Below are 19,917 nucleotides of genomic sequence, written 5' to 3'. Positions count from 1 at the left end.
GGTGCGCCAGCACGTCAACCCCCTCTCGCGGGTGCACCAGCAACCGCTTGAGCTGCCAGCTCCAAAGGACCTGTTCGAGCGGCCACAACAACCTCTCCACCTCGACATCGGCAGTGCCCGCGGCCGCTTCCTGCTGGCGATGGCACCGCTCCAGCCTGGGTGGAACTTCCTGGGGGTCGAGATCCGCCGGCCGCTGGTGGAGGCCGCCGAACGCGACCGCCTGGCGCAGGCCAGCAACAACCTGCGCTTCCTGTTCTGCAACGCCAATGTGAGCCTGCTGGGCTGGCTGCGGGCCCTGCCGGCCGGGCGGCTGCAGCGGGTGACGATCCAGTTCCCCGACCCCTGGTTCAAGAGCCGGCACCACAAGCGACGGGTGCTGCAGAGCGATCTACTGGAGGCTCTGGCAGCGGCCCTGGCCGCGGGGGGCGAGCTGTTCCTGCAGAGCGATGTGACCGCGGTGATCGAGCCGATGGTGGCCCTCAGCGAAGCCAGCGGCTGGTTCCTCCGGCCAGCGGAAGATGGGCGCCCCTGGCGGACTGACAACCCTCTGCCAGTGCCGACGGAGCGGGAGCGGATCGTGCTCGCCCAGGGTCTGCCTGTGTACCGGGTGCTCTACCGCCGCAGGGCCGAAGGCGCCCATAATCCGTCGGCCAGCCCCGCCGGCCACTGATGTCCACCCCCACCGCCCACGCCATCGCCTCTGCGGAGCGGGAGGGGCGCGTGCCCTGGCTGCTGCGCTGGCAGGGCCTGCTCGCCCGATCCTCGGCCGGCCCCCTGGCCCGGCACCTGCCCCTGCTCTGCGGGCTGGTGCTCTGCGCGCTGATGGCTGGGCTGCCGCTGGTCACCCGGGCTGGGCTGAGTCTGCTGATCGTCGCCAGTGGCCTGCTCTGGCTGATCTGGGCCCTCTGCACCCCCGCCGGCCGCATCGGCCCGATCAGCGGCTGGCTGCTTGTGATGCTGGCGGTGGCGGTGCTGGCCACCGGCTTTTCTCCCGTTCCCACCGCCGCGGCCAAGGGCCTGCTCAAGCTGCTCAGCTACCTGGGCGTCTATGCCCTGATGCGCCAGCTGCTCGCCAGTGCTCCCCCCTGGTGGGACCGGATCGTGGCGGCCCTGCTGGGCGGGGGACTGATCACCGCGGTGATCGGCATCCGTCAGCTCTACGGCGACAGCTCGGCCCTGGCCCGCTGGTCGGATCCGAACTCGGTGGCAGAAGGCACGGTGCGCATCTACAGCACCCTCGACAACCCCAATCTGCTGGCGGGCTACCTGCTGCCGATCCTGCCCCTGGCGGCGGTGGCCCTGCTGCGCTGGCGGCGCCCCATGGCTCGCCTCTACGCTCTCTCGGCGCTTTTGAGCGGTGCGGTGGCCTTGCTGCTCACCTACAGCCGAGGTGGCTGGCTGGGGATGGTGGCGGCCGCAGGCAGCCTGGCCCTGCTGCTGGCTCTGCGGGCCAGCCGCCACTGGTCACCCCTGCTGCGCCGGTTGTTTCCCCTGCTGCTGCTGCTAGGGGGTGGCCTGGTGCTGGTGCTGGCCGTGAGCCAGATCGAACCCCTGCGGGTGCGGGTACTGAGCCTTGTGGCGGGCCGGGAAGACAGCTCCAACAATTTCCGCATCAACGTCTGGATGGCGGCGCTGCAGATGATCCAGGACCGGCCGTGGCTGGGCATCGGCCCCGGCAACACGATCTTCAACCTGATTTATCCGCTGTACCAGCAACCGAAGTTCAACGCCCTCAGCGCCTACTCGATCCCCCTGGAGCTGGCGGTGGAGGGGGGCATCCCCGGCCTGCTGGCAGGCCTGGGCCTGCTGCAGTGCAGCCTGCGCCAGGGCGTGGCTCAGCTGGGGCGTGAGCATCCCCAGGTGTTGCCGGCACTGGGGGCCGTGGCGGCCATCCTGGGCCTCTGCGTCCAGGGCCTCACCGACACGATCTTCTTCCGCCCGGAGGTACAGCTCACCGGCTGGTTCTGCCTCGCCACCCTCGCCACCCTGCCGGCGGCGACGGCGACAGATGACTGAGCCGGTCCTGCTGGCGGGCTTCGATGCCGGCCAGACCCACACCACCTGCCGGCTGGCCCTGCGCCGCAGCGACGGCAGCCTTCGGGTGCTGGGTGAAGGCGACGGCCCTGGGGTGAGCCATCTGGCGGCCGCCGCTGGCGAGGAGCGCTTCAGCGCCGCCCTGAGCATCAGCCTGGAGCGGGCCCGCGCCGCTGCTGCCAGCAAGGGTGAGCAGACCCTGTCCACGGCCCTGCAGGCCGCTGCCGTTGGGGCCAGCGGTATCGAGCAGGGCAGCGCGGTGCAGCGCCTCGGCACCACCCTGGCCGCCGCTGCGCTCGGGTTAACGCTGGAGCGCGTGCTGGTGAGCGGAGATGAGCGCACCGCCCTGCATGGCGCCTTCGGCGGCGGCCCTGGCATCGTGGTGATCAGCGGCACCGGCTGCATCGCCCTGGGGCGCACCAGCAGTGGGAACGTGAACCGTTGCGGTGGCTGGGGCTGGCTGCTGGATCAGGCCGGCTCCGCCTGCGACATCGGCCGCGATGCCCTGATCCGCTCTCTGGAGATGGCCGACGGCCGACGGCACGAGAGCGACTTTCGCAGCCGCCTCTGGGCGGCCCTGGGGGACGGCACCATCACCCCCCAGCGGATCAAGGCGATGGTGGTGGAGCCAGGCTTCGGCGCCGCCGGCTTCGCACGGCTGGCCCCGGCGGTGCATGCCCTGGCGGAAGCCGGCGATCCCGACGCCAACTCAGTGCTGGAGCGCTCGGCCCGGGGACTGGTGGAGCTGGTGGCGGCTGTGGCCCGGACCCTGGACCTTGAAGGCGGCGAGGTCTGCGGCCTGGGCGGGGCCCTGGAACACCTCAGCCTCTTCAGCGCGGCCTATCAACGCCGCCTGAGGCTGGTCTTACCGCAGGCCCAGCTGGTGCCTCCCCGCGGAGATGCCTGCCAGGGGGCCCTGCAACTGGCCGCCGGGCTTCTCACCATGAAGAAGCCCGAGGCCGCGCCCAACTCCACTTCGCTTGACCCCGGTGCGCTCAGGCCCGGTTGAGGTGAGCCGCGGCCAGCTCCGCCAGGTGCGACGACCAGTGATCGACAGCCTGCTGCTCCGCCGCCTCCACCATCACCCGCAGCAGCGGTTCGGTGCCGCTGGCGCGCACCAGCACCCGGCCGCTGCCGGCCATAGCCGTCTCGGCCTGCTCGACGGCCTGGCGCAGGGGGTCGCAGCGCTGCCACTGCTGGCGGCGGCTCCGGTCGGGCACGGTGACGTTGACCAGGGCCTGGGGATAGGGCTCGAAGCTGGCTTCCATCCAGTCGGCCAGCGAGCCGGTGCCGTTGTGGATCAGGGTGGCTACCTGCAGGGCGGTGAGCAGACCGTCGCCGCTCATGCCGTGCTGAGCCGAGAGAATATGGCCCGACTGCTCGCCCCCGAGGCCGGCCCCGCTTGCGGCCATCGCCGCATGCACGTGCTGATCCCCCACATCGGTGCGCTGCAGCAGGCCGCCCCGGGCCTGCCAGGCCCGCTCGAAGCCCAGGTTCGACATCACGGTGGCCACCAGCAGCCGGCCAGGCAGGTCGCCACTCTCCAGCAGCTCCCCCCCCCAGAGGTAGAGCACCTGGTCGCCATCGACGACCCGGCCTTTGCCGTCGACCGCCATCATCCGATCGGCATCGCCATCGAAGGCGAAGCCCATCTGGGCACCTGAGTGCAGCACCGCCTGGCGCAGGGCCTCCAGGTGGGTGCTGCCGCAGGACACATTGATGCGCTGTCCATCAGGTTCGCCATGCAGCACCGTAAGGTCGGCACCCAGGGCCTGGAACACCTCGGCGCCGCAGGCGGTGGCTGAGCCCCAGCAGAGATCCAGCACGATGCGGCAGCCATCCAGACGCCGCCCGGCGACGCTGGCGATCAGCGCTTCGCGGTAGTTCTCGAGCAGATCCTCTCGTTGATGGGCCGGGCCACAGCCGTGGGGGCCGCTCAGGCCCGTGGTCTGGATCGTGGCGGCCTCGTCTCCGCGCAGCCCTGCTTCGATCGCCGCCTGCAGGGTTCGATCGATCTTGTCGCCGGCCGGCCCGAACACCTTGATGCCGTTGTCGCCAGGAGGGTTGTGGCTGGCGGAGACCATCAGGCCACCGGCGGCTCCGACCCGGCGGATCGTGCCGGGCACGGCGGGAGTGGGGCAAAGCCCCAGGTTCCACACCTCCCGCCCGGCGGCGGTCAGCCCGGCGGTGAGGGCAGCGGCCAGCATCGGGCCGCTGTTGCGGGAGTCCATGCCGATCAGCACCGGGCGCTCCGCCGGCAGCACCCGGCCGCACCAGTAGCCCACCTGCAAGGCCAGCAGCGGTGTGATCAGGCTGCCTACCTGCCCCCGGATGCCATCGGTACCGAAACCGGTGCAGGCCTCCCCGAGGGGGGCGCCGATGGGGGACGAAGCCAGCTCCAGCATCAGGTGGGGGAGGAAGGAATTCAGGCTAAGCCGACCGACCGCCGCCACCACAGCTCAGCGCCAGCGCTTCGGCCACCAGGCCCAGCGCAGCAGCTCGATCACCGCCCAGAGCAGTAGACCGCCCACCACCCATCCCGGCACCCAGAGCAGGGGGATTAGCGGCCTCAGCACGTAGACGCCCAGTGCCACTCCGAGCACCAGCAGCGCCCGGCGGCGCCCTGTGGCACCAGGGAGTTGGGCCGACCAGCGGGGCCAGGACAGGGGCACAGGCCTGAGAGGAAGACACAAACCCCAGAATGCCAAAGCTCCAGCGGCCTGCCCTGCCCTGTCCGTGCCAAATCCCACCCCTGTCGGCCGCCGCGGGCCTCTGCCGCTGGCCCTCGCCGTGGCCGGCTGCGCCGGAGTGCTCCTGCTGGGGCGCCTGCTGCTGCTGCAGCGGCCCTTACTCTCCCCTGAGATCTCAACCCTCAGCCTGGAGCGCATCCGCCGCTGGGATCCCGATCCCGAGCGGCGGCGGGAGGCCAGCCTGCTGCTCCTGCCCGCCACCAGCAGCGACGACCCCGCCCGCCAGATCCAGTTGCTGCAGGGGCAGGGCTGGGGACCGGGCCCACTGGCCCCTGTGGCCTTGAAGCGAGAGGCCTTGGCCTTGGAAGCCCAGGGCCTCTCGGCCAGCTCCGAGTGGAAGGAGCTGCTGCAGCGGTTCCCCCAGGCTCCCTCCAGCGCCGATGCGCTCTATTCCCTCGGCCGCGAGAATCCGAGGCAACGCCTCGAGCTGCTGCGTCGCTTCCCGGCCCATCCCGCCGCCCTGGCGGCCGCCCTGGAGCTGGGGCCCAAGCCCGTCCAGCGCCAGCAGGGGGCCCTGCATCTTGCTCGCTGGGGTCCGCGCTGGCCCGGAGCGGACGGTCGCCTGCGCCAGATCTGCTCCCGGCCAGCGACGCCCCTGGGCGCCGCCGAGCGGGGCACGCTGGCGGCGGGTCTGGCCCGGCTGGGGGACAGCACCAGGGCCCTGAGCTGCCTGGGATCGGGGCGGGCCGAGCCTGGCCAGGAGCTGGAGATCGGCCGCGCTCTGTTGAAGGGAAGCCCCGCCGAAACCAAGGCCGGGGTGGCGCGTCTGCTGGCCCTCAGCCAAGGCCAGAGCCAGCGGCCCGAAGCCCTGGAGGCCGTGCGCCTGCTGGCCCAGACCCCCGCCCCCACGGTGACCCCGGCCGAGTTGCTGCAGCTGCCGGAACCCCTGCGCCAGAGCGCGCCGGTGCAGGCCAGGCTGGTGCTGGATGGTGGTGGCAACTGGCGATCGGTGCTGCGGCGCTGGCCCCAGGATCCCGCCAGTTGGGACCTGCAGTGGGAGCTGGCCCGCACCGCCCTGCTCAAGGGGAAAGCCGCCGACGCCCTGGCGCTGTTGCAGGCCCTGCCGCCCGAGAGCCTGCCGCCGCCCCTGGCGGTGCGCCAGCTGTTCTGGCAGGGCATGGCTCAGCAGCAGCTGGGACAGCAGCCCGCCGCCCGCCGCAGCTGGCAGGCGGTGCTGCAGCGGGTGCCCTGGAGTTACTACGCCTGGCGCAGCCGGGTTCAGCTGGGCGAACGGCCCGAACTGCGGCTGAGGGCCAGCGGCCCCATCGCCCTGCCGGCCCAGCCCTGGCGGCCCCTGGAGAGTGGTCAGCCCCAGCTTGATCAGCTCTGGCGCCTGGCCCTCAACCTCGAGGCCTGGGAGCACTGGCGGCAGGAGCGTCCATCGGCCACCCCCAGCTCCCCCCAGGAGCTGACCCTGGAGGGGCGGCTGCGGCAGGGCGTCGGCGACGACTGGACCGGCCTTGGCCAGCTGGATGAGGCGAACCTGCGCTGGGCCGGAGGCACCTGCCCCACCACCCTGCCCCTGCAGCGGGCGCTGCTGCCGCTGCGCCATGGCGAGGCCTTCACCGCATCGGCGGCCCGCCATGGACTGGACCCCACCCTGCTGCTGGCGGTGGCGCGGCAGGAATCGCGCTTCACCCCAGGGGTGGGATCAGTGGCAGGGGCCATTGGCCTCCTCCAACTGATGCCGGAAACGGCGGCGGAATTGGCCGGGGGGGCGGTCAGCGGCGATCAGCTGCGGGAGCCCGCCTTCAATGCCGAACTGGGGGCGAAATACCTCAGCCAGCTGCTCAGCTTCTGGGCTGGCGACCCCTTTCTGGTGATCGCCAGCTACAACGCCGGTCCAGGCGCCGTCGCCGGCTGGCGTGACTCCCGACTGCAGAGCGAGCCGGAACTCTGGGTGGAGGCGATCCCGTACCCGGAAACCCGTCTTTACGTCAAAAAGGTGCTGGGCAATCTCTGGGGCTATCAGGAGAAGCCCAGGCGCAGTTGCTGATCGGCCGGCCTCAGGCGTCGCTCGACCCCGTCAGCAGACCGCCGAGCTGCAACAGGCGGCCGATCCAGACGCCGAGCATCACGTAGCCGGAGAGCGCGAAGGCCGCGAACAGGGGCGAAGGGACCACTTTGATGCGGATGAGATCCAGCCGGGCCAGCAGCACCGCCGCGGCCAGGATCACCACGTCGGCGAGGGCGCTGAGGTGCAGCAGATAGAGGCCCCCGACGGTGACCAGCAACAGGCTGATGATCAGGGTGACCACCCGGCTGGCAGCCATCAGTGCCGAGAGCTGACTCAGCAGCAGATCGGGCACCGAGGCCACCACCACCACCAGCACCGCCTGCAGACATTCCACCGTCCAGTACAGACCGTGGACAGGATCCTGCTCGGCATTGAACAGGCCCTGCTGTGGTGCGTTGACCACCCAGTGGATGCCCAGATAGATGCTCACCAGCAGGAGCACCAGCAGGAACGGCGCCCGCAGGGGCAGAAGGGCCAGACGCAGGATGCCGCCGATCACACGGCTCATCGGGCCTCCAGCACCAGACCGATGGCATCCAGGGGACAGCTGGGGATGCATTGCTCGCACACCAGGCAGTGCTGGGCCCGGAACTCCAGCCGCCAGGCCGGCGGGCGGCTGCGAAGGGCACCACTGGGGCAGACGCTGGCGCAGATGCCGCAATCGACGCAACGGCCGCGGTCGATGCGGATTTCACCGGGGGCGCGATCCAGGCCCAGGCCCAGGTCCTCCAGCCACTGCTCGGCGGCATCGAGCTCGTCGATGTCGCCCGAGAGCTCCACCACCATGGTGCCGCTCTGGTTGGGGGCGATCTGGGCCCGAAGGATCTTGGCGGCGATATCGAAATCCACGGCGAGCCGGTAGGTGATCGGGTGATGCACCGTTTCGCGCGGGAAGTGAATCGTGAGGCGACGCTTCACCGCAGCCTGGAGGGAAGACCCATGCTATCGAGCCTTTGCAGACTGGCCGCCCGTCCTCCAGGAGACCGGCAGCCCCGAGCCGGCAGCCCCGGCAGCCGCGGCAGAGCTGCCAGAGTGCCGTCGGTTCAGGTTCCCCGCCCGTCACGATGACCCTGCCCAACCCCGCGGCTGATGCCAGCTCCCCCCTGGGGCGACGGGAGCGGATGCTGCTGGCCGCCATCGCTGCTGTCCTGGCCTTGCTGCTGTTCGGGTTGCGTGGAGGCCTGCAGCCCCAGGCACCGCTGGAGCAACTGGCCCGGCGCTCGCCGGAGCTGCCCCTGGCCCTCGCCAGTGGGAAACCCACGGTCGTGGAGTTCTACGCCGACTGGTGCGAAGCGTGCCGCTCAATGGCGCCGGCGATGGCGGCCCTTGAGGGCCAGCACCGCGGCGAGCTCAACGTGGTGCTGCTGAATGTGGACAATCCACGCTGGAGTCCGGAGATCGATCGCTACGCGGTGAACGGCATCCCCCAGCTGGAGCTGTTCGACCGCAGCGGCAAGGCAATCGGGCGCTCCCTGGGGGCCCGCAGCCGCCCTGAGCTGGCCTCGATCATGGCCGCGTTGATCGAGGCCACCCCCCTGCCGCTGCTGGCTGGCGTCGGCAACCTCTCGCCGCTGAGCGGCGGCGAGGCCCAGGGCAACACCCAGGGCACTGACCTGGTCCCACCAGCCCAGGCCGGCCCCCGCAGCCACGGCTGAGCCACCGCTGAGCCCACCGCCACTTCTCCCCTGCCCTGCAGCCCCATGGACCGTTTCCGGGTCGAGCTGATCGCCGCAACTCCCAACCCCCAGCAGTGCGTCTATGCCGCCATGCACCAGGACTACAGCGAGGGGTTCGTCGCGGCTGACCGCGCCGAATGGCCCGATGAACGCACGGCGGGCGAGATCTGCGTCAAGCGCCTGCTCTCCGGCGAGCGCGGCCACTACGGCCCCCTGGAGCATGCCCAGATCGTGCTCAACGTGGGCTGGTTTCCCCATTCGGTGATGCAGCAGGCGCGCACCCATCGGGTTGGCGTGAGTTTTGATGTGCAGTGCTTGGCAGGCAGCACGCAGGTCACGTTCGTGCAGGCTTCCGGCGCGCTGCGCAAGCTGGCGATCGCTGAACTGCATGACCTCTGGGCGAATGGGGAGAAGGCCGTGCGGCATCGGGCCGTGCGTGGCCGCCAGGGGGAGCCCCCTGGTGAATACCGCCGCGACTGCCGCGAGCGTCTGAAGCGCATGCGTCTCCGGGTATTGAACGAAGACACCGGCCTGTTCCAGACCAGCCACATCAAGGACGTGATGTGCAGCGGAGAGCAACCGGTGTATCGCGTCACCATGGAAGACGGACGCACACTGGATTGCACCACCAACCACCGTGTGCTGACGCCCGATGGCTGGCAGACCATGGGTGAGGCGGTCGGCCTCGTCACTCGCAACGATGGCCACGTGCGCAGCTTCCGCCGCACCGCTCAAGTGCTCGCCAACGGGTTGGTGGCTGCCGGCACCGGCGATTACCGCGACAAGTCCTGGCTAGAGCGCCAGTGCGCTGCCGGTCTTACCGCGAAGGAAATGGCAGAACAGGTGGGCTGCAGACCCATCACGATCCGCGAATGGGCCCGGCGCCACCAGATTGAGCTTCCACAACGCCAGACTCGCTTTCAATCCGGCAAGAAACCCTGGAACCACCAGCCTGAAGCGCTGTATCGCCAGCGGCTATGGCTTGAGCAGAAGCTGAAGGAAAACCTCAATGCCGATGAGATGGCGGCCTTGGCGGGTTGCTCGGTGGAGGCCATCAAGAAGTGGGTGTACCACTACAGGCTGAGCCTGAACTGCCGCCCACCGGGATTCCGCAAAGGGATGACCCCATGGAACAAAGACCGAGCCGGCTATGCCCTTCAGCTCAGCGACGCCTCACGTGAGGCACGCCGCGCCCATGCCCACCGAATCACGAAACGGGGAGCCGCTTCTCCCTTCTGGAAAGGGGGAGTGTCGAGTGATCGGGTGCTGACCGGCGCCTGGACACGCCAGATCGCCCCCGAAATTCACCGGCGCTTCGACTACACCTGCCAGCGGTGCGGACAACGGGGCAGCAACCAGCAACTTCAGGCCCATCATCTAGTGCCGGTCTATGCCGATCCGTCACTGGAGTTGGCAAGCGACAACCTGGTGACCTTGTGCCAGCCCTGCCATACCTTCATCCACGCGCATCATCAGGAAGCCACTTTCGCCGAAGCGTGGGGAGAGCAACGCGCACCGGTCTCTGCCTGGGCCAGCAAACCCCGCCCGCAAGGCCGCAAGTTGCGCGCTCATCCGCTCACTGTGGTGAAGGTGGAGTTCCTGGGCACCCAGACCACCTACGACCTTGAAGTGGAAGCGCCGTGGCACAACTTCGTGGCGAATGGCCTGGTGGTGCACAACTCGATGCGCTACACAGGCGACAGAATCTGCCAGGCCGCTAATGGCGAACTGGACCTAGAAGAAGTGTTCTATCTACGCCCTGTTGGCGCCTACAGCGACCGCCAGGGCAAGAAGTACCTCTACGACGACGCCCAGCGGGTCATCGATCTCGATCTCTGCCGTGCCGCCGCCGAGCGCTACCGCGACCTGCTCGATGCTGGCTTCGCCGAGGAGCACGCCCGCGGCATCCTGCCGTTCGACTACCGCCAGCACTTCGTGGTGAGCTTCAGCCTGCGGGCGTTTCTGCATTTCCTCGACCTGCGCGCGAAGCTGGATGCGCAGCTCGAAATCCGTCAGCTCTGTGACCTGATGTGGCCCCACCTGGAGGCGTGGGCTCCTGAGTTCGCTGCTTGGTACAGCCGAGCCCGGCTGCACAAAGCGCGCCTGGCCCCCTGAGCACCCCTGCCGATCTGCCGAGCCGACCTGTGCCTGCAAAAGCCTCTGCAAGCCCCGCCATGCCACCGCCACTGTCGTTGCCGCTGCCGTTGCCGCTGTTACCTCTGCTGGTGCTCATGATGCTTGTGGTCGCGCCTGCGGCCAGGAGCCAGACGCTGATCGACGCGGCGGGAGCGGCGGCCATCCAGGGAACCCTCCAGGGCGGCTCCGCTCCTGGCTACGGCAACCTGCTGCAATCGGTCGAAGGCCGGCTCCAAGGCCTTGGCGGTAGGGATAGCAGTTGGAATGGGAATGACGGCACCCCAGACCCAACCTCCTCGGGGAACTTTTCAGGGGAAACAGAAGCCCCCATGGCGAGTAGAGCTTCGGCCGATTCAAGCGCCGACACCCCTTTCGTGGTCAATGGCCGGCTGATCCGGCTCTGCCCAAGCGGGCTGCCCTGCATCGGCCAGGTGCGTCGGGCCATGGGACTGCGCTGAGTCAGACCCTGGCCAGGGTGACTCTCTCGGGCTGATGCTGATACTTGCCGGCGCGATCCTGGTAGGTGGTGTCGCAGGGATCGCCTTCAAAGAACAGCAACTGGGTGATGCCTTCGTTAGCATAAATCCGGCAGTCGGCGCCGGATGAGTTGCTGAACTCGAGGGTGAGATGGCCCTCCCAGCCGGCCTCCGCCGGAGTGGTGTTGACGATGATGCCCAGCCGGGCGTAAGTGCTCTTGCCCAGGCAGATCACAGTGATCATGGGCGGGACCTTCAGCTTCTCCAGGGCCACGCCTAGGCCATAGGAATGGGCCGGCAGGATAAAGAAGTCACCATCCTCGTCGTGATGGAGGGGGGCGGGCTCGAGGTTGTCTGGATTGAACCGCTTCGGGTTCATCACCGTGCCGGGCACGTGGCGGAAGATCAGGAATTCCCGCGGAGAGAGGCGCAGGTCGTAGCCGTAGGAGGAGCAGCCGAAGCTCAGCACCGGGCTGGAGCTGGTTTCCGGCTGCAGATGTCGCACCAGGCTGGACTGGAAGGGCTGGATCATCCCTTCCGCCGCCAGCGTGTTGATCCAGCGGTCGCTCTTCAGCACGGGGCACCTCCCCGCCGCAACTGGGTGACCTGATCAGCCATGGCCAGCAGCTCCAGGGGAATGGACGGGCCCGTGAGGATCACATCCAGGTGGGCCGGCCGTTGCTCCAGGGTGCTGATCACCTCCTGGGGAGCGAGAAAACCCAGCTCAATGGCCAGCCCCAGTTCATCGAGCACCATCAACTCCACGGCGGCCCCCAGCAGCTGGTCGCGGCTGAAGGCCCACACCTCCTGAACGGCGACACGTACCGGCTCCTGCTCCTCGGCGGCGGGCTGGGTGAGGCAGGAGGGCACCGCCGGACGCAACCACTGCAGCCGGCCACAGAGGCTGAGGCTGTGCTCTGGTCCCTGCTCCACCCCGCCCTTGAGAAACTGGCTGATCAGCACCCGGCTGCCCAGCCCGGCACTGCGCAGGGCCTGACTGAACACCCCACCGAAACTGCCGCGGAAGGGAGCCGTGTGCACCTGAAGCAAGCCTTCGGGCCTGGCGAGCGCCGGCCTGGGCCGGGGCGGCACCGGCCGGGACGTGCCAAGGGCGCGCAGGGAATGGCGCGACTCGGTGGAGGCGTTGCGCAGGCTGGCCGTCATCAACACCCCAAGGGAAGCGCGAACCCGAATGTAGCGGTGTCCGGGCCGCCAGCAAGCCTCAGCCACCATCCCTAGCGCGAACACCTGTACTTCAACCCCGGACGAGGCTTGGCCGGGCTTGAATGGATGCGATTGATTAGTGTCGGTGACTACAGGGCGCGCCATGGGCGATCCTTACCGTCCATCTCACACCTGCTCCGCCGAAACATGGTTGGCGCGATGCGCGGATTCAGTCGCACCGGCGGCCCATCGACACCGGCCCCCATAGGCCTCGCCGCTGCCGCCAACGGAGCGATCACGCTGCTGGATGTGATGCGTGGCCTGAGTGGTTGCGTGCTCGAAACCGTTGAGCGGGGAAAGACGATCTTTTTCCCCGGGGATCCGGCTGAACGGGTTTACCTCCTGCGTCGTGGAGCCGTGCGGCTCTCGCGGGTGTACGAATCGGGCGAAGAGATCACTGTGGCCCTGCTGCGGGAAAACAGCCTGTTTGGCGTGCTCTCTCTGCTTACCGGCCAGCGCTCGGATCGCTTTTATCACGCAGTGGCTTTCACCCGCGTGGAGCTGGTGGCGGCGCCAGCGTCTTCGGTGCGCCGGGCCATCGAGCAGGACTCCGCCGTGGGTCTGCTGCTCCTGCAGGGCCTCTCCTCGCGGATCCTGCAGACCGAGACCATGATCGAAACCCTCACCCACCGTGACATGTCGTCACGGCTGGTGAGTTTCCTGTTAGTGCTCTGCCGGGATTTCGGCGTGCCCGGCACCGAAGGCATCACAATCGACTTGCGACTCTCCCATCAGGCTATCGCCGAAGCGATCGGCTCCACCCGGGTGACGATCACCCGCCTGCTGGGCGATCTGCGTCAGGCCGGGCTGGTGCAGATCGACCGCAAGAAAATCACAGTCTTCGATCCAGTGGCCCTGGCCAAGCGCTTCAGCTGAAGCGGGAGCCGCCACGGCGGATACTGGACCCTCACGCACAGCACTGTGTCTGGCTGGCTGCTGATTCTGGCCCTCCTGGCCCTTGGAGGCGTGCTGGCCACCCTGGGCGATCGGCTCGGCAGCCGGGTGGGCAAAGCCAGGCTCAGCCTGTTCAACCTGCGGCCGCGCAAGACAGCCGTGCTGATCACCGTGCTCACGGGCAGCCTGATCAGTGCCGTCTCGCTCGGGTTGATGCTGGCGGTGAGCGAACGCCTGCGCGTTGGGCTGTTCGAACTCGACGCCCTGCAGGCCAGGCTGCTGGAGAGCCGCACCACCCTGCGGCGCAGCGAGAGGAATCTGCGTCTCAGCCGCCAGGAGCAGGCCCGGGTGGAAGAGGCCCTGCAGCGTGCCCGCCGCGACCGCGAGCAGACCCGCCGTCAGCTCACCGCCGCCGAGATCCAGGCGCGCCAGCTGCGCGGTGAACTCAAGCCCCTGCAGGCCCAGCGGCAGGAACTGCTGGCCCAGCGCGACCGCCTCAACAGAGACATCCGCGCTAGAGACCAGGACATCCGCAAAACTGAAACGGAACTGGCGAGGGTGCGCGGCCTGATCACGGCCGGCGAAAGAGAACTCAAAGGACTGGAGGGGAAACTGATCGCCCTGCGCCGCGGCGATGTGGTGATCAGCAGCGGTCAACCCCTCGCCAGCGCCAAAGTGAATCCCCGCAACGCCACCGAAGCCAATGCGGCAGTGGTGGCGTTGCTACGGCAGGCCAATCTCAATGCCTTCCAGCGGGTGTTGCCCGCGGAAACCCCCAACCGCCAGATCCTGCTGGTGCCTCGCCAGGACATCGCCACCCTGGAAACGCGCCTCTCCCGCGGCGGGCCCTGGGTGGTGAGCATCCTCTCGGCCGCCAACGTGCTGCGCGGCGAGGACCAGGTGCTGGGCTTCCCCGACCTCAGACCCAACCGCCAGGTGCTGCGACGGGGTGACCTGATGGCCTCCACGGTGCTGGAGGGCAATGAACGCTCCAGTGAGCAGGTGCGCAACCGTCTCAACCTGCTGCTGGCGGCCTCCTTCGCCAAGGCCCAGCGCCAGGGCTCGATCGCCGATGGTGTTCAGTTCGATGTGGCCACCTTCAACCGGCTGGGGAGGGAACTGAGCGAGCGCCCCCCCGGTCAGACCGTGACCCTCGAGGCCGTGGCGGTCCGTGACGCCGAAACACCCGATCCGCTGGTGCTGGAACTGCGCCTGGCGGTGGGCCCAAGCGAGCCTCGACTGGAGCGGCAGGGTCCCCAGGGTCCCGGGCGTCCATGACGCCGCCGCCCGCCCCGGAGCTGCCCAGCCAGGGCGCCCTGGCCGGACTTGATCCAGGTCGCAGCAAATGTGGTCTGGTGCGCACCGACCGGGCCAGGCGGCGGCTACTCGAAGCGCTGGTGATCCCCCCTGAGCAGGCCTGGGACCGACTGGAAGCCTGGCTCAGCCAGGGCGAAGTGACCGCGGTGATCCTTGGCAACGGTACCGGCAGCGCCCTCTGGCGGCGGAGGCTGGAGCCGCTGGCACCAGTGCTGCTGGTGGAGGAGTATGGCTCAACCCTGGCCGCCAGAGAGCGCTTCTGGGACCTGCACCAGCCCCGCGGCTGGCGGCGGCTGTTGCCCCAGGGCCTGCGTCAGCCACCCCGCGACTGGGATGACGTGGTGGCCCAGCTGCTGCTGGAGCGACAGCTGGGCCACCCCCTGGCTAAGGCGCCGGAGACCCGTTGAAGCGGCCCTAGAACTTGGCCCGCACGGTGAAGGCATAGTCACCGCCGGGCTCAAGCTGATAGTCCACCTGCAACAGAAAGCGCAGTAGGGCGTCCTGGATCAGGGCACGGCCCAGGGAGGGCTCCACCGTGAGCTCTCCGCGGCCGAAGGCCCAGCAGAAGGTCCAGTGGAAGCCGCCGGCGGCCACCTCCCCCTCCAGCAGCTGATGGCTGAAGCTCTGGTGCAGCACCCGCAACTGGGCGGTGGTGGCGGGCAGGCGGCTCAAGGGATCAGGTCATGGAGCGTGGAGGTGAAGCCAGCGTCAACCAGGGGTGGGTTGAAAACTGTTCAGGCGCGTGGCCGCCCGCTCATATCCCCAGCGGCGGGTGAAGCTGACACCATCGAGCACCTCGATCAGCACCTGCTGCAGCAAGGGCAGCTCGTCGGCCTCAAAGCGACCCAGCACATGGGAGATCGTACGGGCTTTGCGCAGGGCTGGGTCCAGGGCCGGGGCACCGATGCCGATGCGCAGGCGGGCGAAGTCCTGGCTGCCCAGGTGGCTGATGGTGCTGCGCAGGCCGTTGTGGCCGCCGGCACTGCCGGAGCGGCGCAGGCGCAGGCGCCCCAGGGGCAGATCCATGTCATCCACCAGCACCAGCATCTGCTCGGGGCGCAAGCCGAACCAGTCGAGCGTGGCCCTAATCGAGCGGCCGCTGTCATTCATGAAGGTGCTGGGCTTGAGCAGCCGCAGGCGATCGGAGCCCTGACCGAGGTCGGCGATGGTTCCCTGCAGCTTGCCGTTGGCCCGGAAGGAGGCCCCCTCACGGCGGGCGAGCTGATCGAGGGCCATGAAGCCCACGTTGTGGCGGGTCTGGTCGTACTTCGCGCCGGGATTGCCGAGACCGACCAGCAGCTGCAGGTCGGCCGATGCTGCAGCGGTGGAGGTCATCGCAGACGGCCGCCTGGGGACAGGCAGACAGCGGGTTTCAGCACCAACGCTCAGCTGGAGGAGGAGAAGGCGTTGGGAGAGGGCAGGTCCTGCGGCTCAGCGACAGCCGCCACAACCCCGGTTCCGGCATGGGCTTCGGCAGCGCTGGCCTCTGGGCTGTTATCCGGGGCTGGCAAAGAATTCGCGGCCGCGGCCAGGGGTTCGGCCGCCAAGGCTTCGGAACCCAGGCTGGTGGCCGAAACGGTTTCCGTGTCGACAGCCTTGCGGAACTCCTGCTCAAACTCCCTTGAGGCCGATTGGAAACCCTTGAGGGTACGGCCCAGGCTGCGGCCCAGCTCAGGCAGGCGCTTGGGTCCAAAAACCAGCAGGCCAATGGCGGCGATCACCGCCATCTCCGGCAGACCGATCCCGAAGAAGTTCATGGAGGAGAGGTCTCAGGTGAGGAGCAGCGGCGAAGTGATGATCCCGACGATCAGCCCATGCCGTTCCAGTTGACGGTGATGCCGTCGAGGAGCAGGGAACGGTTGTAGAGCTGGAGGATCACCAGAAGAAAGACCAGGAACAGCGCCATGAAGATGCCCATGACCGGAGTGGTTCCCCAGCCGGGCACGACCTTGCCGTACTCCGAGTTCAGGGGACGCAGCAGGTTTCCCAGGGGAGTGCGTTGAGCCATGGCTGTGGTGTCCTCTCTGGCACAGGGGTCAAGACCGTTACTGTAAGGGTCGAGCGGCGGCAGGTGCAGCCCTCATCCGCAGTTGTGACGGACCGGCGAACCCTCGGGGCTCCGCCTGCCGCCATCGCTGCCTGAAGCCGCGCCGCCGCAACCCGGCCTGAGTCCGGCCTGTCCCTCCCCAGACACCACCCTTGAGCGAAACCTCCCCAGCCATCTCTGTGGCGATCACCGTTTTGGTGGCGCTCCTTGCCCTCACCGGCTTCGGTGTCTATACCGCCTTCGGCCCACCCTCCAAGCAGCTCACGGATCCTTTCGACGACCACGACGACTGATCCGCCAGCTGGCCAGCTGCCAAGGCGCCAAGCGGGTGATGTCTCCATCGGCTGAACTGGCAGTCTCTGCTCCGCTCGCCGCCGTCAGGGGAGCCCCCAGCCCGTCGATCCGCTCCAGCACCTCCCACTGGCCTGCCAGCTCAAGCCAGCGACGGCAGGGGGAGAGGTTCTGCACAGTCAGCCGCGCCAGGCCTTCGCCTTCGCTGGCGAGGCTGATCAGGCGCAGGTCGGGATGCCCCAGCCGCAGCACCGACCCAGGCACAGCGACTTTGGCTAAGCCCTGAGCCGAGCCAAGGGCAGTGGCCGAGCTTTCGACCGGCCTCAGCCAGCAGGGCTCGCGGAAACGCACCGCCGCCGCCGCCACCCCGGCCTGGCGCCAGCCCTGGGCACAGGGCATCAGCGCCAGACGCAGGCGCTGGGGTCCGTTGTCGGCCCCGGGATCGGGCCAGGTGGGCCCACGCAGCAACGAAACCCCGAGGGCCTCAGGGCTGCAGGAAACCCCCTGGGGCCCATCGAGCAGCACCGCCAGGCCACCGCTTGCGGCCTGACTCGCCAGCCAGCTGATGGCCGGCACCTCCCAGCGACTGGCTTCCCGTGCCGTGGCGGTCGCCGCGATCCGCTCGATCACGCCCGCACTGGTGTCGGCGGCCCAGCGCACGGCCTGATGCTGCAGCGGCAGCTCCAGGCGCAGCAGTTCATGGCGCTGGCGCCAGTCGACCCGCAGGTTGAGCTCCAGCCATGGGCAACCGGCCCGCAGCTGCAGATCGAGGCGCAGGGCGCTGGCGCCGCAGCAGCCGCGCCAGACCAGGCGGCTGCAAAGCGGACCCACCTCCGCCTGCATCGGGCCCGGCTCCCAGTGCAGGGGCAGGGGGTGCTGGCGGTAGTCGGCGGCCAGATCCCAGGCATCCCAGAACTCACCGCGATCGATCCAGCGGCGCCATTGCAGCGGCTCGGCCAGCTGGGGACTGTGGTCGCCCCCCCAGAGCTGCTCAAGGCCGAGGGGGCCGAGCTGGGCCCAGAGCAGGCCATTGCCCAGACGCCAGCGCTCGCCGGCCCCAAGTCTCTCCAGCCGTACCGGATTGACGATCGAGGCGGCAGCGGCCAGCGGCGGCAGCGCCCCAGGCGGCTGGCGTTGACGGCTGAGCTGGAGGGCCACCACACCGCCGGGGGAGGGCAGCTGCACCCAGTGGCCGCCCGATGGGGCGGCCTGCGAGGGCAGGGGCTGCCCCCCAAGGCTCCAGTGGCCCGAAGGCAGGCGCAGGGTGAGGGGGGCCGGCGGCAGGGGCTGCAGCTGAACCCACCACCACGGTTCCGCCTCGCCGCCCCGCTCAACCTCACAGCCCTGCTCCTGGGCCTTGGCCCCAGCGGGCTCCAGCCAGGCCCGAAGCGCCCTGTCGCGGCGGCGGGATGCCTGGCGGCGAGCCGCCCGCCACTGGGGTTCGGCCTGCTCGAACACCTCCGGGATGGAGGTGCCCGGCAGGATGTCGTGGAATTGCTGAAACAGCAGCTCCCGCCAGCCATCCGGCTCCGCAGGATTGGCTGGCTCCCCCAGCAGTGCGCTGGCGAGATCGGCCTCGCGCAGCAACCGCTCCAGGCTGCGGTTGTGGCGCTTCTGGTCGGGGCGGCTGGTGGCGCAGCCCCGGTGCAGCTCCAGGTAGAGCTCATCGCGCCAGACGGGCAGCTGGGCGCCCAGGGGCTCCAGCCGCTGCAGGTAGTCGCGCAGGGTGCCGTGCCGCTGGGGTGCTGTGGCCTCGTCGTCACGCCAGAGGTCCAGTTGTTCCAGCAACTCGCGGGTCGGCCCGCCGCCGTGGTCCCCCACCCCCGGCAGCCACAGGGCCTCGGCGTCGCCCGTGGCCGCCTGCCACTCCAGCCGGTAGCGCTCCATTGCCAGGGGATCGCCATCGGTGCCGATCGGGGCGCTCATCAGGGCCAGCACCTCGGCGCCACAGCGGCTGCGCCAGCGGAAGAGCCGGTGGGGGAAAGGGTTGGTGGCGTTCCAGGCCAGCTTGTGGGTGCAGAACCAGCGCACACCGGTGGCCGCCGCCACCGCCGGCAGGCCGGCGGCGAAGCCGAAGCTGTCGGGCAGCCAGGCCAGCTGGTGCTCCCACTCGGGGAAGGTCTGGCGGCTGTAGGCCTGCCCCTCCTGGAACTGCCTCAGCAGCGAGGCGGAATCGAGGAGCACACAATCGCTCTCCACCCAGGGGCCATTGATCGGCTCCCAGCGGCCGGCGCGCATGGCGGCGCGGATCCGCTCGAACAGCTCGGGCCGGTGACGCTCCAGCCAGGCGTAGAGCGCCGGCGTGGAATGGCCGAAGTGAAGGTCCCGGTGCTGCTCGATCAGATCGAGGGCCGAGCGGAAGGTGCGCTCGGCGGCCTGCCAGGTGTCGGCCACAGGCCAGAGCCAGGCCAGATCAAGGTGAGCATGGCCGAGCAGGTGGAACGAACCGGGCGGTCCAGCAGGCGCGGCCTGGCGCAGCTGCTCCAGCTCCAGCCGCGTGGCCACCAGCAGACCATCCGGGTCAGCCGGATCCAGGGGCTCCGCCTCGATCCGGCTGAGCATCAGGGCGCCGTCGTCGTGGAGCGGGCTGCGCAGCTCCAGCTCCAGGCGCAGCGGCTCCCCCTCCCACCAGCGCTGCGGCAGGGCCCAGCGGCAGGAGCTGTCAAAGAGATCACCGCGGTGAACGGTGCGGCCGTCGACCCGGAGTTCGGCGGCATCAGCCCACCAGCGCAGGGCCAGACGGGCCAGCGCCGGAGCCCGGCCACGCCAACCGGGGGGACAGCTCAGCTCCTGCACCAGGCGCTGGGTCTGTCCACCCCGCGGCCAGGCGATCAGCCCGCGGGCATGCCAGTCGGGGCGATGCAGCCGGGCCCAGGGGTCGGCCAGGGCGCCCTGCCAGGAGCCATCAGCGCCCTGCCTCTGCCAGGCGGCGAGCAGGTCGAGTCTCGAACGTGATCGAAACGTTTCAATCTCAGGGGGAAGCTGGGGGTCCAGGGCCTGCGTCATCGATCCCGGCCATCAGTGACCCATAGGATGATGCCGCTGCCGCAGGGTC

At 69.2% G+C, this 19,917-nt stretch carries 21 protein-coding genes and 3 pseudogenes; 13 read left to right on the top strand and 11 right to left on the bottom strand.

Going from position 1 to position 19,917, the window contains the following annotated elements; translation table 11 throughout:
• Position 1 precedes the first annotated feature (1 nt).
• The 3 genes from trmB to KBY67_RS06700 are packed head-to-tail and all read left to right on the top strand — an operon-like array spanning position 2 to position 3,043.
• Positions 2-670 carry a tRNA (guanosine(46)-N7)-methyltransferase TrmB gene (gene trmB, locus KBY67_RS06710; protein WP_255110131.1) on the top strand — a complete coding sequence of 223 codons (669 nt, stop codon included), beginning with the start codon at positions 2-4 and terminating at the stop codon, positions 668-670.
• On the top strand, positions 670-2,016 hold the full coding sequence (locus KBY67_RS06705; protein ID WP_255110058.1) for an IctB family putative bicarbonate transporter: 1,347 nt from the start codon (positions 670-672) through the stop codon (positions 2,014-2,016). Before trmB ends, KBY67_RS06705 begins: the two co-directional genes overlap by 1 nt.
• Positions 2,009-3,043 carry an N-acetylglucosamine kinase gene (locus KBY67_RS06700; RefSeq protein WP_255110056.1) on the top strand — a complete coding sequence of 345 codons (1,035 nt, stop codon included), beginning with the start codon at positions 2,009-2,011 and terminating at the stop codon, positions 3,041-3,043. The genes KBY67_RS06705 and KBY67_RS06700 overlap by 8 nt, the downstream gene beginning before the upstream one ends.
• Here KBY67_RS06700 and glmM read toward each other — a convergent pair.
• Positions 3,030-4,439, bottom strand: a complete 1,410-nt coding sequence (glmM, locus tag KBY67_RS06695) for a phosphoglucosamine mutase (protein ID WP_255110129.1) — start codon at positions 4,437-4,439, stop codon at positions 3,030-3,032. The genes KBY67_RS06700 and glmM overlap by 14 nt on opposite strands.
• Positions 4,440-4,493: 54 nt before the next feature.
• Positions 4,494-4,706: a hypothetical protein gene (locus KBY67_RS06690; RefSeq protein ID WP_255110054.1), complete on the bottom strand. Its 213-nt coding sequence runs from the start codon at positions 4,704-4,706 to the stop codon at positions 4,494-4,496.
• A 64-nt stretch (positions 4,707-4,770) separates the two neighbouring features.
• Here KBY67_RS06690 and KBY67_RS14775 point away from each other — a divergent pair, with 64 nt between their 5' ends.
• The gene (locus KBY67_RS14775; RefSeq protein ID WP_255110052.1) at positions 4,771-6,780 is read left to right on the top strand and encodes a lytic transglycosylase domain-containing protein; all 2,010 of its coding nucleotides are present in this window, start codon (positions 4,771-4,773) and stop codon (positions 6,778-6,780) included.
• A gap of 10 nt (positions 6,781-6,790) precedes the next feature.
• Here the strand turns inward: KBY67_RS14775 and KBY67_RS06680 are convergent, their stop codons facing one another.
• Entirely contained in the window at positions 6,791-7,309 is a 519-nt protein-coding gene (locus KBY67_RS06680) for a hypothetical protein (RefSeq protein WP_255110050.1), read from the bottom strand.
• Positions 7,306-7,719 (bottom strand): NIL domain-containing protein, encoded by a 414-nt coding sequence (locus KBY67_RS06675; protein ID WP_255110048.1) that lies wholly within the window; start codon positions 7,717-7,719, stop codon positions 7,306-7,308. The genes KBY67_RS06680 and KBY67_RS06675 overlap by 4 nt, the downstream gene beginning before the upstream one ends.
• Before the next feature lie 146 nt (positions 7,720-7,865).
• Here KBY67_RS06675 and KBY67_RS06670 point away from each other — a divergent pair, with 146 nt between their 5' ends.
• From KBY67_RS06670 to KBY67_RS06650, 5 genes and pseudogenes are all read left to right on the top strand, one after another.
• Entirely contained in the window at positions 7,866-8,456 is a 591-nt protein-coding gene (locus KBY67_RS06670; RefSeq protein WP_255110046.1) for a thioredoxin domain-containing protein, read from the top strand.
• Between the two features lie 45 nt (positions 8,457-8,501).
• Positions 8,502-8,840 (top strand): annotated as a pseudogene (locus KBY67_RS06665) (FAD-dependent thymidylate synthase); the annotation flags it as partial.
• A gap of 135 nt (positions 8,841-8,975) precedes the next feature.
• Positions 8,976-10,154 (top strand): annotated as a pseudogene (locus KBY67_RS14770) (HNH endonuclease); the annotation flags it as partial.
• A 3-nt stretch (positions 10,155-10,157) separates the two neighbouring features.
• Positions 10,158-10,592 (top strand): annotated as a pseudogene (gene thyX / locus KBY67_RS06655) (FAD-dependent thymidylate synthase); the annotation flags it as partial.
• A 59-nt stretch (positions 10,593-10,651) separates the two neighbouring features.
• A complete protein-coding gene (locus tag KBY67_RS06650) occupies positions 10,652-11,071 on the top strand; it encodes a hypothetical protein (protein WP_255110044.1) in 420 nt (139 codons plus the stop codon).
• A gap of 1 nt (position 11,072) precedes the next feature.
• On the opposite strand, the gene dcd is transcribed toward KBY67_RS06650, so the two are convergent.
• Both dcd and KBY67_RS06640 read right to left on the bottom strand, forming a co-directional pair.
• Positions 11,073-11,666, bottom strand: coding sequence for a dCTP deaminase (dcd, locus tag KBY67_RS06645; protein WP_255110042.1), 594 nt, complete (start codon positions 11,664-11,666; stop codon positions 11,073-11,075).
• Positions 11,660-12,253 carry a cob(I)yrinic acid a,c-diamide adenosyltransferase gene (locus KBY67_RS06640; protein ID WP_255110040.1) on the bottom strand — a complete coding sequence of 198 codons (594 nt, stop codon included), beginning with the start codon at positions 12,251-12,253 and terminating at the stop codon, positions 11,660-11,662. The genes dcd and KBY67_RS06640 overlap by 7 nt, the downstream gene beginning before the upstream one ends.
• 207 nt (positions 12,254-12,460) lie before the next feature.
• On the opposite strand from KBY67_RS06640, the gene ntcA reads away from it, so the two are divergent.
• Genes ntcA through KBY67_RS06625 form a run of 3 tightly spaced genes read left to right on the top strand, consistent with a single transcriptional unit; the run spans position 12,461 to position 14,931 of the window.
• Entirely contained in the window at positions 12,461-13,189 is a 729-nt protein-coding gene (gene ntcA / locus KBY67_RS06635; RefSeq protein ID WP_399214062.1) for a global nitrogen regulator NtcA, read from the top strand.
• A gap of 45 nt (positions 13,190-13,234) precedes the next feature.
• Positions 13,235-14,485 carry a DUF3084 domain-containing protein gene (locus tag KBY67_RS06630; RefSeq protein ID WP_255110037.1) on the top strand — a complete coding sequence of 417 codons (1,251 nt, stop codon included), beginning with the start codon at positions 13,235-13,237 and terminating at the stop codon, positions 14,483-14,485.
• A complete protein-coding gene (locus KBY67_RS06625) occupies positions 14,482-14,931 on the top strand; it encodes a resolvase (protein WP_255110035.1) in 450 nt (149 codons plus the stop codon). The genes KBY67_RS06630 and KBY67_RS06625 overlap by 4 nt, the downstream gene beginning before the upstream one ends.
• A 7-nt stretch (positions 14,932-14,938) precedes the next feature.
• Here KBY67_RS06625 and KBY67_RS06620 read toward each other — a convergent pair whose 3' ends face one another.
• Genes KBY67_RS06620 through psbH form a run of 4 tightly spaced genes read right to left on the bottom strand, consistent with a single transcriptional unit; the run spans position 14,939 to position 16,532 of the window.
• Positions 14,939-15,196 carry a DUF3146 family protein gene (locus KBY67_RS06620; protein WP_255110033.1) on the bottom strand — a complete coding sequence of 86 codons (258 nt, stop codon included), beginning with the start codon at positions 15,194-15,196 and terminating at the stop codon, positions 14,939-14,941.
• 36 nt (positions 15,197-15,232) lie between these two features.
• Positions 15,233-15,859, bottom strand: a complete 627-nt coding sequence (pth, locus tag KBY67_RS06615; protein ID WP_255110030.1) for an aminoacyl-tRNA hydrolase — start codon at positions 15,857-15,859, stop codon at positions 15,233-15,235.
• A 50-nt stretch (positions 15,860-15,909) separates the two neighbouring features.
• Positions 15,910-16,281, bottom strand: coding sequence for a TatA/E family twin arginine-targeting protein translocase (locus KBY67_RS06610; protein WP_255110027.1), 372 nt, complete (start codon positions 16,279-16,281; stop codon positions 15,910-15,912).
• A gap of 50 nt (positions 16,282-16,331) precedes the next feature.
• Complete coding sequence (gene psbH / locus KBY67_RS06605; RefSeq protein ID WP_255110025.1) at positions 16,332-16,532, bottom strand: photosystem II reaction center phosphoprotein PsbH; 201 nt, start codon at positions 16,530-16,532, stop codon at positions 16,332-16,334.
• Positions 16,533-16,723: 191 nt separating this feature from the next.
• On the opposite strand from psbH, the gene psbN reads away from it, so the two are divergent.
• Complete coding sequence (gene psbN / locus KBY67_RS06600) at positions 16,724-16,864, top strand: photosystem II reaction center protein PsbN (RefSeq protein WP_006172418.1); 141 nt, start codon at positions 16,724-16,726, stop codon at positions 16,862-16,864.
• On the opposite strand, the gene KBY67_RS06595 is transcribed toward psbN, so the two are convergent.
• A complete protein-coding gene (locus tag KBY67_RS06595; protein WP_255110022.1) occupies positions 16,833-19,868 on the bottom strand; it encodes an alpha-mannosidase in 3,036 nt (1,011 codons plus the stop codon). The genes psbN and KBY67_RS06595 overlap by 32 nt on opposite strands.
• Positions 19,869-19,917 lie beyond the last annotated feature (49 nt).

This window comes from Synechococcus sp. RedBA-s, assembly GCF_024345495.1.
Classification (GTDB): domain Bacteria; phylum Cyanobacteriota; class Cyanobacteriia; order PCC-6307; family Cyanobiaceae; genus Regnicoccus_A.
Note: the sequence above shows the minus strand (reverse complement) of the source record. Positions and strands in the feature narration are given on the sequence as shown.

Coding starts and splice junctions, on each gene's coding strand:
- pth (WP_255110030.1), bottom strand. CDS start 15,859: ATGACCTCCACCGCTGCAGCATCGGCCGACCTGCAGCTGCTGGTCGGT.
- KBY67_RS06625 (WP_255110035.1), top strand. CDS start 14,482: ATGACGCCGCCGCCCGCCCCGGAGCTGCCCAGCCAGGGCGCCCTGGCC.
- KBY67_RS06670 (WP_255110046.1), top strand. CDS start 7,866: ATGACCCTGCCCAACCCCGCGGCTGATGCCAGCTCCCCCCTGGGGCGA.
- glmM (WP_255110129.1), bottom strand. CDS start 4,439: ATGCTGGAGCTGGCTTCGTCCCCCATCGGCGCCCCCCTCGGGGAGGCC.
- KBY67_RS06705 (WP_255110058.1), top strand. CDS start 670: ATGTCCACCCCCACCGCCCACGCCATCGCCTCTGCGGAGCGGGAGGGG.
- psbH (WP_255110025.1), bottom strand. CDS start 16,532: ATGGCTCAACGCACTCCCCTGGGAAACCTGCTGCGTCCCCTGAACTCG.
- ntcA (WP_399214062.1), top strand. CDS start 12,461: ATGGTTGGCGCGATGCGCGGATTCAGTCGCACCGGCGGCCCATCGACA.
- KBY67_RS06640 (WP_255110040.1), bottom strand. CDS start 12,253: ATGACGGCCAGCCTGCGCAACGCCTCCACCGAGTCGCGCCATTCCCTG.
- KBY67_RS06680 (WP_255110050.1), bottom strand. CDS start 7,309: ATGAGCCGTGTGATCGGCGGCATCCTGCGTCTGGCCCTTCTGCCCCTG.
- KBY67_RS06595 (WP_255110022.1), bottom strand. CDS start 19,868: ATGACGCAGGCCCTGGACCCCCAGCTTCCCCCTGAGATTGAAACGTTT.
- KBY67_RS06650 (WP_255110044.1), top strand. CDS start 10,652: ATGCCACCGCCACTGTCGTTGCCGCTGCCGTTGCCGCTGTTACCTCTG.
- KBY67_RS06610 (WP_255110027.1), bottom strand. CDS start 16,281: ATGAACTTCTTCGGGATCGGTCTGCCGGAGATGGCGGTGATCGCCGCC.
- KBY67_RS06700 (WP_255110056.1), top strand. CDS start 2,009: ATGACTGAGCCGGTCCTGCTGGCGGGCTTCGATGCCGGCCAGACCCAC.